Source organism: Actinoplanes sp. OR16, from assembly GCF_004001265.1.
In the GTDB taxonomy this organism is placed as follows: domain Bacteria; phylum Actinomycetota; class Actinomycetes; order Mycobacteriales; family Micromonosporaceae; genus Actinoplanes.
The window spans coordinates 479642-492041 of the sequence record NZ_AP019371.1 but is presented as its reverse complement, the minus strand read 5'-3'; the positions used below and the strand labels follow the sequence as shown (position 1 = coordinate 492041).

Below are 12400 nucleotides of genomic sequence, written 5' to 3'. Positions count from 1 at the left end.
GCGCGGCGCGGGTTGGACCGCGCCGAGAAGGCGGCCGCTCCTCCGGTGGTGGAGGCCGGGCGCTGCTGCGGCGTACCGGATCGTGCGGCGGAACCGCGCGACGAACCCGCACCCCGAGCCTGCCCGGCGCCGGCGCCGGCGGTCTGACCCGCGTTGCGCGACTGGCCGGAACGGCCCTTCCCGGAACCGGAACCGGAACCGCCGTCCTGCGAGCGCCCGCCCGCCGAGGTCCGGCGCGACGGCCGGCCCTGACCGGATCCGCCGCCGTCACCACCCCGGCCGGCTGACGACTGCGAGCCACCCGCCGGGCGACCGGCGCCCGAGGTGCCGGAAGCCACTCCGCCGGAGGCCGAGCGGCCCGCCGCGGCGCCGGAGGCGGGACGGCTGGCGGCGGCGGTGGCCGGGCGGCGTCCCCGCCCACCCCGGCGGCGACGCGAGGGACCACCGGCCGCGTCGTCCTCCGGCGAACCCGTTGCCGGACCGGCGGGCGCCGTCGTGGCAGCCGACTGCGCCAGAGCAGCGGTGATCGACGCGGGGGAGTGGAAGGTGCGCTCGCCGGGCGCCAGCTTCGCGAGCAGGACGTCGCCGGGCCGGGTGCGGTGGGTGACCGGGCGGATGCCGGCCTTACGGGCGAGGTCGCGTACGTCGGCCTGCTGATCGTCGGTCATCAGCGTGATGACGGTGCCGCGGGCGCCGGCCCGGGCGGTACGGCCGGAGCGGTGCAAGTACGCCTTGTGCTCGACCGGCGGGTCGGCGTGCACGACGAGCGTGACGTCGTCGACGTGGATGCCGCGGGCCGCGATGTCGGTGGCGACCAGGGTCTCCGCGGTGCCGTCGGAGAAGGCCGACAGGTTGCGGTTGCGGGCGTTCTGCGCGAGGTTGCCGTGCAGCTCGACGGCGGGCACGCCGGCGGCGTTGAGCTGGCGGGTGAGGACCTTGGCGCGCCGCTTGGTACGGGTGAAGACGACCGAGCGGCCGGGCGCGGCGAGCAGTTCGACGAGGACGCCGAACCGGTCGTCGTGCTGGACGTGCAGCACGTGGTGGTCCATCTCGACCGGGGCCTGGGCGGCCGCGTCCACGGCGTGCGTGACCGGCGACCGCATGAACCGCTGGACCAGCACGTCGACGCCGTTGTCCAGAGTGGCGGAGAAGAGCAGGCGCTGCCCGCCGGACGGGGTCTGGGACAGCAGGCGGCGGACGACCGGGAGGAATCCGAGGTCGGCCATGTGGTCGGCCTCGTCCAGGACGGTGATCTCCACATCGTCCAGAGCGGCGTGCCCGTTGCGGATGTGGTCGTCGAGCCGGCCCGGGCAGGCCACCAGCACGTCGACGCCGGCCTTCAGCGCCTTGATCTGCGGGTTGGCGCCGACACCGCCGAAGACCACGAGGGTACGCAGGCCCGCGGCGTCGGCGAGGGGCCGCAGCGTGGCCTCGATCTGGGTGGCGAGCTCCCGGGTGGGCGCGAGGATCAGCGCGCGGGGGCGGCCGGCGCGGGGCTTCCGGCCGGATGCGGCGAGGCGAGCCACCACGGGGATGACGAACGCGTACGTCTTGCCGGAGCCGGTACGGCCGCGGCCCAGAACATCACGCCCGGCCAGGGTGTCGGGCAGGGTGGCGGTCTGGATCGGGAATGGCGTGGTGATGCCGAGCCCGGTGAGCGCCGTGTCGAGGGCGGCGGGCACGCCGAGCTCGGTGAAGGTGGTCATGAAGTGATGAACTCCAACGTCGTCGAGGGTCGTCCAGCCCGGCGCTGCGCCGTCTTACCGGCCGCGGCACGTGGCGGTCGATCCGAGGGCGGCCTGGGAAAAGTCGGCAGGCCGCTTCCGATCATTGTACCGGGCACGGTCCGCAACCGGTTCGCACCCGACGGCGAACCGCGTCGCACTCAACAGGCCCGATCTTTCTCCTCAGTGCCGGAATACCCCGCCCGGCCTGCGAACGAGGAGACCCTGATGACCGGTGAGGCACCCGCTACGGAGAGGCGTGGCGAAGACATCGTGCGGAAGAACATGCCCCTCGTCGGGCATCTGGTCCGGGAGATGCTGACCCGGGTCCCTTCGCACGTGAACCGCGACGACCTGCTCTCCGCCGGATACGCGGCCCTGGTGGCGGCGGCCCGTGGCTTCGACCCCGAGCGAGGCGTGCCGTTCCCCCGGTTCGCGGCGACCCGGATCCGTGGCGCCCTGGTGGACGAGCTGCGCGGTCTCGACTGGGCCAGCCGCTCGGTGCGGCAGCGGGCCCGGCGTACCGACTCGGCGAAGGAGGAGCTGATGGCCGAGCTGGGCCGGACGCCCACCGTGCAGGAGGTGGCGGAGCGGCTCGGCTGCACGGTCGAGGACATCGAGGCCGCCCAGGACGACGTGGCCCGGGCGACCGTCTTCAGCCTGCAGGGCTTCGCCACGGCGACGGCCGACGACATCGTCACCGAGCCGGGCGCCGGCCCGGAGGATCTGCTGCTGCGCCGGGAGCGGCTCGGCTACCTGCGCGACGCCGTGGAGGTGCTGCCGGAGCGGCTGCGCGTGGTGGTGCGCGGCTACTTCTTCGAGGAGCGGCCGATGGCGCAGATCGCCGCCGAGCTGGGCGTCAGCGAGTCGCGCGTGTCACAGCTGCGGGCGGAGGCGCTGGTGCTGCTGCGCGACGGGCTGAACACGCACCTGGAGCCGGGGCTGGCGGCGCAGAACCCGCTGAAGGAGGGCTGTGTGGCCCGGCGCCGGGCGGCCTACTACGACAAGATCGCCACACGCGGCACGCTGCGGACCCGGCTGGAGATGACGAGTCCGGAGGGCCTGCCGGTCGGCAGTGCCGCATAGACAGCAGAGGTACGACGGGGCCCGCCGCGATTCGCGGCGGGCCCCGAGCTAAATCTCACGCGTTCGCGCAGGTCCCGGCCTTCTTCTGGGCGGCGATCGCCTTCGCGGCGCCCAGCTTGTAGAGGGCGAGGCCCTCCTTGGCGGGCTCCAGCTTCCAGGCGTCGGACTCGTAGACCATCGTGTAGGACTGCGCCGCTACGAGCTGCTTCGCGATCACGATGGCCTTGTCGGTGCCCTCCATGCGGGCGCTGGTCAGCTGGATCGCGAGGCCCTTGCGGGAGCAGGCCTCGTTCAGCTTGATGTAGTCGTCCTTGCTGATCGCCTGCTTGCCGGCGCTGGTGTAGAGCTCCCACGCGCCGGCGAAGTCCCCGCCGCTGAACCGGTCGAACACGGTCTGTGCCGCTGCCTTCGCGCCGTCGACGGTCTTCGGCTCGGGGCCGCTCGCGGCGGCGGCCGCGGCGTTGCCGGCGGCTTCGTCGTCGGAGTCGGAGGAGCAGGCGGAGGTGACGCCGAGGGCGGCGACCGCGGTGAGGGTCAGTGCGGCGAAGCGGGTGAACGGGTGGTTGTAGTCCATGACCCGTTAATGGAGCCCGCGTGCCGGACGTGACGCCCCGGCGTGTCGATGACGGATTGCGGACAGAAGCGCCCCCGCCCGTAACCCCCGGCGGATCGGCTAGTCTGGTCGTTTGCCGATATAAGCAAAAAGGCAACCAATGAATTGGTTGCCAGCGCCGGAATGATAGCACGAAAAGGGGCGACTTTGTCAAGCTCGGACGCCGAGATCGATTTTGAACAGGCGTACTTGACCGCGCTCTACGGGCGACTGGATCAACTGCGTGAGCAGGCAGACAGCCGGCTGCGCGCGATCCTGCTGGAGGCCGGTGGCACTCCGCAGGGACGGGCGCAGCGGGAAGCGACCCGCAGCCATTACGCCGAGCAACTCGCACAGTTCAATTCGGTGGAGAACGGCCTTTGTTTCGGCCGGCTCGACTTTCATGCGGACAACCCGCGTTATATCGGCCGTCTCGGCCTTTTCGCGGAGGACCGTGATCAGGATCCGCTGCTCGTCGACTGGCGGGCGCCCGCGGCCCGGCCGTTCTACCTCGCGACGGCGGTCAGCCCGGACGGCGTGACCCGCCGCCGTCACCTGCGGACCCGGGGCCGGGTGCTGACCGGTGTCGACGATGAGGTGCTCGACATCGAGGCCGGCGACGGCACCGGCCGGGAGGACGTGACCGGCGAGGCCGCGCTGCTCTCCGCGCTCACCGCGAACCGCACCGGCCGGATGCGCGACATCGTCGAGACCATCCAGGCCGAGCAGGACGAGGTGATCCGTTCCGGTCTGCCCGGCGTGCTCGTGGTGCAGGGCGGCCCCGGCACCGGCAAGACCGCGGTGGCGCTGCACCGGGCGGCCTACCTGCTCTACACCTACCGGGAGCAGCTGACCCGGTCCGGCGTGCTGATCCTCGGGCCGAACACGACGTTCCTGCGCTACATCTCGCAGGTGCTGCCGTCGCTGGCCGAGACCGGTGTGCTGCTCGCCACGCTCGGCGACATGTTCCCCGGTGTGCGGGCCCGGGCGGTGGAGAAGCCGGCCGCCGCCGCGCTCAAGGGCACGCTGCACATGCTCGACGTCCTGGAGAACGCGGTGGCCGACCGGCAGACCGTGCCGGACGAGTTCGTCGAGGTCGACCACGACGGCTACCCGATCCGCATCGAGCGGGCCGTCCTCGAGGAGGCCCGGGCCGTGGCCCGCCGCTCCGGCCGCCCGCACAACGTGGCCCGGCAGCTCTTCGTGACCGAGGCGATCCACGCGCTGTCGCTGCAGATCGCCGAGCGGATCGGCGCCGACCCGCTCGGCGGCGACAATCTGCTCTCCGACGCCGATCTCGCCGAGACCCGCCGTGAGCTGCGCGAGGACATCGACGTGCAGCAGGCGCTCTTCGACTTCTGGCCGGTGCTGACCCCGCGCCAGGTGCTGCGCGACCTGCTTTCCGACGACGATCGGCTGGAGTCGGCCGGCTGCACCCCCGAGGAGCGGGCGCTGCTGTTGCGCGACCGGGACGCCGGCTGGACGCCCGCCGACGTGCCGCTGCTGGACGAGCTCGCCGAGCTGCTCGGCATCGACGACACGCTGAAGGTCCGCGAGCAGCAGCGTCAGCGCAAGGCGGCGATCGAGTACGCCGAGGGTGTTCTGGAGATCGTCGAGGGTTCCCGGTCGCTCGACTTCGAGGACGAGGGCACCGACCGTGACGAGGTGCTGTCCGCGCTCGATGTGGTCGACGCGAGCGCGTTCGTCGAGCGGCACGAGGTGATCGACACGCGGACCGCCGCCGAGCGTGCGGCCGCCGACCGGACATGGGTCTTCGGTCACGTGATCGTCGACGAGGCGCAGGAGCTGTCGCCGATGGCCTGGCGTCTGCTGATGCGCCGCTGCCCGAGCCGGTCGATGACGGTGGTCGGCGACGTGGCGCAGACCTCCGAGCTGGCCGGCACCACCGGCTGGGAGCAGGTCTTCGAGCCCTATGTCGCGCAGCGCTGGCGGCTGGTCGAGCTCTCCGTCAACTACCGGACGCCGGCCGAGGTGATGGCGGTGGCTGCCGACGTGCTCGCGGCCGTCGACCCGGCCCTGCGGCCGCCCCGGTCGGTGCGGTCGGCCGGCGTGACGCCGTGGGCGCGCCGGGTGCCGCAGCTCACCCTCGCCGAGGAGCTGATCGCCGACGTACGGAAGGAAGCCGCCCTCATCGAGGAGGGCCGTCTCGGTGTCCTGGTGCCCGAGTCGCTCGAGTCGTCGCTCGGCGAGGCACTGGTCGCGGCGATCCCGGGCGCGGCCGTGGGGGAGCAGCCCGATCTGCTCAACCACGTGGTGCTGATGACGGTCCGGCAGGCGAAGGGCCTGGAGTTCGACTCGGTGCTGGTGATCGAGCCGGGCGCCATCATCGCGGAGTCCCCGCGGGGCCTCTCCGATCTCTACGTGGCGGTGACCCGGGCCACCCGGCGGCTCGGCATCCTCTACACGGGCGACCTGCCGGGCGTGCTCTCCAGCCTGGCATGACAGAAGGGGCTCGGCGTGAGCCGAGCCCCTTCCCATCAAGTCGTCAAGCGGCAGCCGGGGCCAGACCGCGGCCGACCTTGGTGTGGCCGTGCGCGTTGGTCATGGCGAGACGGCTGCGCAGGCTGGTGTTGTTGCCGATGTTGGCGTAGTAGGTGGCGCGGCGGCGGGCGACGATGCTCTCCGGGTTGTCCGGAACCGGCGCCATGTCGGGGTTGAGGTGGGTGTTGAGGCCGTCCTTGAGCAGGGACAGAGCCTCGGCGCGCAGCTGCGAGACCCGCGACTCGGTGACGCCGAGGTCGTCGGCGATGTCGGCCATCGGGCGCTCCCGCAGGAAGTACTCGGTGACGACGGTCTGCAGACGCTCCGGCAGCGAGGCGATCGCGTGGTGCAGGTAACCGATCTGCTCGCGGCGCAGCAGCATCTCCTCCGGGCCCGGGGCACGCTCGGTGACCAGGTCGTCGGCGGAGCTGGTGGTGAAGCCCTGCAACGAGAGAACGGTGGCGCGCTGCACGTCGGTGTCGGTCTGGTGCAGGTCGGTCGTGGTGGTGCCGAGCGCCTGGGCCAGCTCCTCCGCGGTGGGCGTACGGCCCAGCGTGGTGGCGAGCTCCTGGCGGGTGGTCTCGGTGTTGCGGGCCTTCGACCGCACCGAGCGGGTCGCCCAGTCCAGCGAGCGCAGCTCGTCGAGGAGCGCGCCGCGGATCCGGGTGCCGGCGAAGCGGTTGAACGGGACGCCGCGCTCCGGGTCCCAGCTGCGGGCCGCGGTGACCAGGGCGTGCAGGCCGGCGCTGGTCAGGTCGTCGCGGTGGATGTGGTTCGGGATCCGGCTGAGCATGTCGCGCACCAGGTGGCCGACGAGCGGCATGTGGGTGCGGATGAGCTCTTCCTGCTCCTTCGCGGTGAGGACCGCGGTGGTGGTGGCGGCAAGGTCGGCAGCGATCGCAACGTTGCTGGTCATGTCGTCTCCCCCTGTGTGTCGGCGCCTTGCGGCACCGGCTGACAGGAGAAAGATTCGCGAGCGCAGGGTGCATCACCGGGTCACTCACGGTTGCGTACCGGTTGTTCCGGCTTTTTCCTGCGCGGCCTGCCGCGGCGTTGTCCAGCTATCGGCGGCGGCTGGGGCGGCTTGAGGGTTCTACCCTGTGCCGCATGAACCTGAGCGACACGAGTTCGGCCATCACCCTCATCTCCGGCTTGCTGATCGCTCTCGGCGCGATCGGCGTGCTGCTGCCGATGCTGCCCGGCCTGCTGATGAGCTGGTCCGGCGTGCTGCTCTGGGCCCTGCTCGGCGGCGGCAGCGCCGGCGTGCGCTGGGCGGTGTTCGCCGTGGTCACGCTGATCGCCGTGGGCGGCCTGGTGATCAAGTTCCTGTGGCCGGGGAAGAAGCTGAAGACCACCGGCGTCCCGAACTCGGCTCTGCTGGCCGGTGGCGTCCTCGGCCTGATCGGCTTCTTCGTGGTGCCGGTCGTCGGCCTGGTCCTCGGTTTCGTGCTGGGCATCTGGCTGGTCGAGGTGAACCGCCTGGGCGCCGACCGTGCCTGGCCCTCCACCCGCTCGGCGATCGCGGCCGTCGGTCTGTCGCTGCTGGTCGAGCTGGCGTCGGCGCTCGCGATCGCCATCCTGTGGGTGGGCGGCCTCTTCCTCGCGTGAGCTCACGCGCCGCCGGAGGTCAGCGGCGCTGGGCCAGGCGGCGTTTGCGGCGCTGGGTGAGGAGGAGCAGCAGCGGGGCCAGCGCCAGCAGCACCGCCACCGACAGGGCGGCGGCCACCGACAGCCCGCGCGGCGAACCGGTCTGCGCGGTCGGCACCGTCTCGTCGGTCACCGGCGCCGCTTCGGCCTCCGTCTCCGGCGCCTTCGCGGACGCGGCCACCTCTTCCGGCGTCACCAGGCTGCCGACCGACGAACCCGCGGGCTGCGCGAAACCCCAGTCCAGCAGCGCGGCGCCCTGCTCCCAGCCCCGCTGCGGCCGGGCCTCCGCCCCGAGCAGGGTGACGACCAGCCGCCGGCCGCCCCGTTCGGCGGCGCCGACGTAGCTGTGCCGGGCGAGCGTCGTGAACCCGGTCTTGCCGCCGAGCGCGCCTTCGTAGTTGTAGATCAGCTTGTTCTCGTTCTGGAACTGGAAACCGGAGGCCTTCGGCTTCTTCTGCGCCGGCATCTGCGCGGACCGGGTCAGCACGTACTTCCGGAAGTCACCGTTGGCGAAGCACACCCGGGCGATCAGCGCCAGGTCGTACGCGCTGGTGAACTGCCCCTTGCCGTCCAGCCCGGACGGGGTGACCGCGTGCGTCTGGTACGCACCGAGCGACGCGGCCAGCTCGTTCATCCCGTTCACGGTCTTCTTGACGCCGTCCGCGCCTCCGCCACCGGCCATCCGGGCGAGCGCGTTCGCGGCGTCGTTGCCGGAGTTGAGCAGCAGCCCCAGCCAGAGCGTCGAGATCGGGTACTTGCCGCCGACCACCAGACCCACCGCCGAGCTGCCCGGCTCGATGTCGAGATCACTGCGAACGACGGTGACCTGCTTGTCGGGGTCCAGCGAACCGATGGCGGTGGCGGCCAGCAGGATCTTCTGCACGCTGGCCGGCGTCTGGTGCACGTGCGGCCCGCAAGCGCCGAGCACCTCCCCGGTGTCCAGGTCGGCGACCATCCAGGTGGTGGCGGTGACCGCCGGCGGGCTCTTCGCGCCGTCCGGGACGATCAGGCCGTGCGTGGCCAGGTCCTCGCCGCCGACCGCCATCTGCTCGGCGTTCTCCTCCGGCGGGGTCGGCCGGGGTGGAGCGCTCGGCTTGGCGATCTTCGGCTTGGGACAGGGGATCTCCGCCCGGGCAGCGGCGGACGCCGGGACACCGGTGACGAGAAGCAGGGTGGCGCTCAAGGCCGCAACGATCTTCACGGCCAACGGGTCCCCGCCTCCAGACGTCGATCGAGTAGTTCCTTCAACGGGATCGGCTGCCCGTCGCCGCCACCCGCGCCGACGATGAGCCGGGGCCGGCTGGGCGACAGATCAGCGCCGGTGAACCGGGCCCGCAGCGACGCCGGGACGGTGAGAATGTAGTACTCCCCGTCCTCGCCGACGGCGATGGAGCGATCCGACCGGAGATACCAACCACGCATGTTGGTCTTGTACGTGGATCGGCCGTCCAGAGTTCGGGCGGTCAGCGAATGTGGATCGAGACCGCGCTCCGCGGCCTGCCGCACGAAGCCGTCGAGCAACGCGGCGGCCTGCCGTGCCTCCGCCGTGCGGTCCGCCTCCAGGGCGGCCGCGCGACCGGCAACGGCCAGCCTCTGCTGCTCCCGCCAGGCGGCCTGCTCGTCCCGCATGGGGCAGACCCTAACGCGAGAGCCGGGGCCCGGGTCAACCCGGGCTTTCTCGCCGATTCGGCGCTATTACCGGGACGCTATTCGGTAAAGAAGTGGAGAAGGAATTGCCGGATCGCGGTGGGGAGTTGCGCCGTGTGCCGCTCGCGAGCGAGACTGGGCGCGGTTGATTAATTTCTCTCGGGAGTCGTTATGGCGCGGCAGGTAATCACCACCCTGATCGACGATCTGGACGGCAAGAAGGCGGATCGCACGGTCGAGTTCAGTCTCGATGGCGTCAGCTACACGATCGACCTTTCCGAGGCCAATGCCGGAAAGTTGCGTAAGGCGCTCGACCCGTACATCTCGGCGGGCACGCGCCTGGGTCGCACCACGACCGGGCGGATCGGATCGCGGGCTGCCGCCCCGGCCCGCACCGCCGGTTCGCGCGATGAGAACCGCTTGATCCGCGAGTGGGCGATCCGGAACGGGCACAAAATCTCCGAGCGGGGCCGCATTCCGCAGGAGGTTAGCAACGCGTACCGGGCGGCGAACGGCCGCTGATTCACCTCGTTGATGCTGTGCCGGGGCGCGCCACCGGCACAGCATCCGTGGGAAATCCCACTCAGCGTCCGAATTGGACCTGAAGTGCCCGGAAAGGTCTGCTCGAAAAGGTCGTTGCTGAAAATCAGCTGTGCCGGATGCTCGGAAGCTCGGCCGCGACGGCTTCGAGCACCTTCTCGTCACCCGCGTACCAACTGGACTCCCGCGGCCAATGCGTGATCACGTCGGTGAATCCCAGCTCCCGGGCCCGGCCGGCCGCATCGGTAAAGGCGCCGACGCTGCTCAATGAGTAAACCGGCGACGTGTCGAGGTTCAGATAAGTGTCGAGCCGGCGGCCGGTCTGCTGCACTGTCTCGTCGAACCGGTCCCGGATCCTGCGAACCGAGGCCCACCACTCGTCGGCCGTATCCAGGTAGGCGTCGCCGGTGGTGACCCAGCCGTCGCCGTACTTCGCGGCGAGCCGCATCGCCCGCGGGCCGTTGGCGGCGACCACGAACGGCGGCCGCGGCTGCTGGACCGGACCGGGGACGCTGCGGGCGTCGACCGCGCGATAGTAGGAGCCGGACCAGGACGTCGCCGGGTTCCGCAGGATCGTGTCGAACAGCTCGAGGAACTCGGCGAAGCGGTCCACCCGCTCGCGCGGGGTCAGCTCCGGGTTGCCGAGCACCGCCGAGTCGAAGCCGATGCCACCGGCGCCGAGGCCGAGGATCAGCCGGCCGCCGGAGATGTCGTCGACGGCCAGCGACTCCCGGGCGAAGTGCACCGGGTGCCGGAAGTTCGGCGACGCCACGTACGTCCCCAGGCGGATCCGCCGGGTCACGGCGGCCGCGGCGGTGAGCGTCGGGACCGCGTCGAACCAGGGACCGTCGACGAGATCACGCCAGCCGAGGTGGTCGTACGTCCAGGCGTGGTCGAAGCCGTACTCCTCGGCGAGCTGCCACCGCCCGCGAGCTTCGGACCAACGCTGATCAGGGAGAATCACGATGCCGATACGCACCGGACCAGCCTAGGCCGTGCGCAGGCCCTCGCCCGACTCGGCCTCCGGGACGGCCGCCGCCTCGAACGCCTGTAACGCCTTCAGCAGGTCCTGCCGGGCGGCCGCCGGCATCCGGTCGAGCACGTCGCCGAGGGCCTGCCGCCGCCGGTCCCGCAGATCGGCGAGCAGCCGCCGGGCGGCCGGGGTGAGCAGCAGGCGCACCTCCCGGCGGTCGCGAGGGTCGGCGACCCGGCGCAGCAGGCCTGTCGCTTCGAGGCGGTCGCAGAGCCGGCTGGCGGAGGACGGGACCACGTCGAGGGCCTCGGCCAGGCGGCTCATGTTCGTGTGGCGGTTGCCGGCCACGATCGTCAGCACCCGCAGCTGAGCGGGCGGAACAGTGGGGTTCTGTGCCAGCCGGGCGCTTTCGAGCACGGCCGTGAGCGCCTCGGCCGACGACTCGACGGCCGCGGCTAGCTCGGTGGCGCGTTCCATGCCGATCCCCGGATTTTCAGAGTCGCGAACACGTAAGTCTGCACCCGTACCCTGGGTGTCACCGCTTGAACCGGGGTCAACGCCGCCAGTCGAGACAGACCGTCACGGCGTCGTCCTCCGGTTCGGCACCGGCATGGTACTCGCGCAGACCCCTCATCACGGTACCCACTGCCTCGGTGGCCGGCTGCAACCGTGTCCCGCGAATCGCACTGAGCAGCGCGGACTCCCCGAACGCCGCGCGCCCGCCGGGGACCGCCGCGTGCACGCCGTCGCTGACCACGAGCATCCGGTCGCCGGGTTCGAGGCGGAATCGCTGGATCTCGTAGTGCGCCTCCGGGAACATCCCGAACGGCAGCTGCTGCTCCAGGTTCACCGGTTCGACCTCACCGTTGCGGGCGATCATGCAGCGGGGCGACCCGGCGTCCACCGCCGCCACGTGCCCGCCGACGAGGTCGACCTCGAGCAGCAGGGTGGAGACGTGCGCGGCACCGGCCCGGCGGGCGTGCACCGCGTCCGAGGCCAGCTCGGCCTGCTCGACGATGTCGGCGCCGCAGCGGCGGGCGTTGCGCATGGCGTTCACGGCGACGGTGGTGAGCAGCGCGGCCTCCATGCCGTCACCGAACCCGTTGAGCACGGTGATGGTGAGCCGGTCGCCGTCGAGCGCCCAGTCGAAGTGGTCGCCGCGCACGTCGTACGCCGGCTCCATCTGCCCGGCCACCAGGAACCGCTCGTCGCCGAGCGACCGCCCGGGAAGCAGCTCCCACTGCAGCTCGGCGGCCATGGTGAGGCGGGCCCGGCGCTGCGCCCGGCGGTAGCGGTCGGTGCACGTGTCGGCGGCCCGCAGCGCCACGGCCAGCTCGTCGGCGATGGCGTGCAGCTGCTCGGCGAGCTCCGGTTCGGGCCGGGCGGGCAGTTCGAGGCGGAGCACCCCGAGCCGCTCGCCCCAGCTGTTCAGGGGCAGGTGCATCCGTACCGCGCCGTCGGCTGCGGGACCGATGGCGGTCTGCTGGCTGCCGAGACAGCGCAGGGCGGCGGGTTCCGGGCCGGAGCTGCCGATCAGCGGGCAGAGGCCGGTCAGGTTCAGATCCGCGAGGAACATCTCGATCGCGTCAGCGCCGAAGTGGCGGCGTAGATGCTCGGCTGCCGTCTCGGGGAGCCGGTCGGGTGGCGCGGCACGCAGCAGGACACCCATGGGTACCGGTTGATCGGACA

Annotated in this window: 11 protein-coding genes and 1 pseudogene; 4 read left to right on the top strand and 8 right to left on the bottom strand. The window is 71.7% G+C overall.

Features of this window, described 5'->3' with window-relative positions; translation table 11 throughout:
* Window positions 1-326 precede the first annotated feature (326 nt).
* Window positions 327-1706: pseudogene (locus EP757_RS02240) on the bottom strand (DEAD/DEAH box helicase); the annotation flags it as partial.
* 246 nt (window positions 1707-1952) lie between these two features.
* Here EP757_RS02240 and EP757_RS02235 point away from each other — a divergent pair.
* Entirely contained in the window at window positions 1953-2810 is an 858-nt protein-coding gene (locus EP757_RS02235; protein ID WP_127542545.1) for a sigma-70 family RNA polymerase sigma factor, read from the top strand.
* A 55-nt stretch (window positions 2811-2865) separates the two neighbouring features.
* On the opposite strand, the gene EP757_RS02230 is transcribed toward EP757_RS02235, so the two are convergent.
* A complete protein-coding gene (locus tag EP757_RS02230; RefSeq protein WP_127542544.1) occupies window positions 2866-3384 on the bottom strand; it encodes a hypothetical protein in 519 nt (172 codons plus the stop codon).
* 162 nt (window positions 3385-3546) lie between these two features.
* On the opposite strand from EP757_RS02230, the gene EP757_RS02225 reads away from it, so the two are divergent.
* On the top strand, window positions 3547-5865 hold the full coding sequence (locus EP757_RS02225; RefSeq protein WP_127542543.1) for an AAA family ATPase: 2319 nt from the start codon (window positions 3547-3549) through the stop codon (window positions 5863-5865).
* A gap of 43 nt (window positions 5866-5908) precedes the next feature.
* On the opposite strand, the gene EP757_RS02220 is transcribed toward EP757_RS02225, so the two are convergent.
* A complete protein-coding gene (locus EP757_RS02220) occupies window positions 5909-6820 on the bottom strand; it encodes a sigma-70 family RNA polymerase sigma factor (RefSeq protein WP_127542542.1) in 912 nt (303 codons plus the stop codon).
* A gap of 191 nt (window positions 6821-7011) precedes the next feature.
* Between EP757_RS02220 and EP757_RS02215 the strand changes: the two genes are divergently transcribed.
* Complete coding sequence (locus EP757_RS02215) at window positions 7012-7512, top strand: DUF456 domain-containing protein (RefSeq protein ID WP_127542541.1); 501 nt, start codon at window positions 7012-7014, stop codon at window positions 7510-7512.
* A 19-nt stretch (window positions 7513-7531) separates the two neighbouring features.
* Here the strand turns inward: EP757_RS02215 and EP757_RS02210 are convergent, their stop codons facing one another.
* Entirely contained in the window at window positions 7532-8758 is a 1227-nt protein-coding gene (locus EP757_RS02210) for a D-alanyl-D-alanine carboxypeptidase family protein (RefSeq protein ID WP_127542540.1), read from the bottom strand.
* The gene (locus EP757_RS02205) at window positions 8749-9180 is read right to left on the bottom strand and encodes a hypothetical protein (RefSeq protein WP_127542539.1); all 432 of its coding nucleotides are present in this window, start codon (window positions 9178-9180) and stop codon (window positions 8749-8751) included. Before EP757_RS02205 ends, EP757_RS02210 begins: the two co-directional genes overlap by 10 nt.
* Before the next feature lie 189 nt (window positions 9181-9369).
* On the opposite strand from EP757_RS02205, the gene EP757_RS02200 reads away from it, so the two are divergent.
* The gene (locus EP757_RS02200) at window positions 9370-9720 is read left to right on the top strand and encodes an Lsr2 family protein (RefSeq protein WP_127542538.1); all 351 of its coding nucleotides are present in this window, start codon (window positions 9370-9372) and stop codon (window positions 9718-9720) included.
* 124 nt (window positions 9721-9844) lie between these two features.
* Here EP757_RS02200 and EP757_RS02195 read toward each other — a convergent pair whose 3' ends face one another.
* The 3 genes from EP757_RS02195 to EP757_RS02185 form a co-directional block, all read right to left on the bottom strand.
* Window positions 9845-10717, bottom strand: coding sequence for an LLM class flavin-dependent oxidoreductase (locus EP757_RS02195; RefSeq protein ID WP_127542537.1), 873 nt, complete (start codon window positions 10715-10717; stop codon window positions 9845-9847).
* Window positions 10718-10726: 9 nt separating this feature from the next.
* The gene (locus tag EP757_RS02190) at window positions 10727-11188 is read right to left on the bottom strand and encodes a MarR family winged helix-turn-helix transcriptional regulator (RefSeq protein WP_127542536.1); all 462 of its coding nucleotides are present in this window, start codon (window positions 11186-11188) and stop codon (window positions 10727-10729) included.
* A 76-nt stretch (window positions 11189-11264) separates the two neighbouring features.
* Complete coding sequence (locus tag EP757_RS02185; RefSeq protein ID WP_127554044.1) at window positions 11265-12380, bottom strand: PP2C family protein-serine/threonine phosphatase; 1116 nt, start codon at window positions 12378-12380, stop codon at window positions 11265-11267.
* Window positions 12381-12400: the final 20 nt, after the last annotated feature.

What these genes read in the sequence shown, in the direction of transcription:
- EP757_RS02230 (WP_127542544.1), bottom strand. Translation starts at nt 3,384, where the DNA reads ATGGACTACAACCACCCGTTCACCCGCTTCGCCGCACTGACCCTCACC.
- EP757_RS02200 (WP_127542538.1), top strand. Translation starts at nt 9,370, where the DNA reads ATGGCGCGGCAGGTAATCACCACCCTGATCGACGATCTGGACGGCAAG.
- EP757_RS02215 (WP_127542541.1), top strand. Translation starts at nt 7,012, where the DNA reads ATGAACCTGAGCGACACGAGTTCGGCCATCACCCTCATCTCCGGCTTG.
- EP757_RS02205 (WP_127542539.1), bottom strand. Translation starts at nt 9,180, where the DNA reads ATGCGGGACGAGCAGGCCGCCTGGCGGGAGCAGCAGAGGCTGGCCGTT.
- EP757_RS02185 (WP_127554044.1), bottom strand. Translation starts at nt 12,380, where the DNA reads ATGGGTGTCCTGCTGCGTGCCGCGCCACCCGACCGGCTCCCCGAGACG.
- EP757_RS02235 (WP_127542545.1), top strand. Translation starts at nt 1,953, where the DNA reads ATGACCGGTGAGGCACCCGCTACGGAGAGGCGTGGCGAAGACATCGTG.
- EP757_RS02220 (WP_127542542.1), bottom strand. Translation starts at nt 6,820, where the DNA reads ATGACCAGCAACGTTGCGATCGCTGCCGACCTTGCCGCCACCACCACC.
- EP757_RS02190 (WP_127542536.1), bottom strand. Translation starts at nt 11,188, where the DNA reads ATGGAACGCGCCACCGAGCTAGCCGCGGCCGTCGAGTCGTCGGCCGAG.
- EP757_RS02225 (WP_127542543.1), top strand. Translation starts at nt 3,547, where the DNA reads ATGATAGCACGAAAAGGGGCGACTTTGTCAAGCTCGGACGCCGAGATC.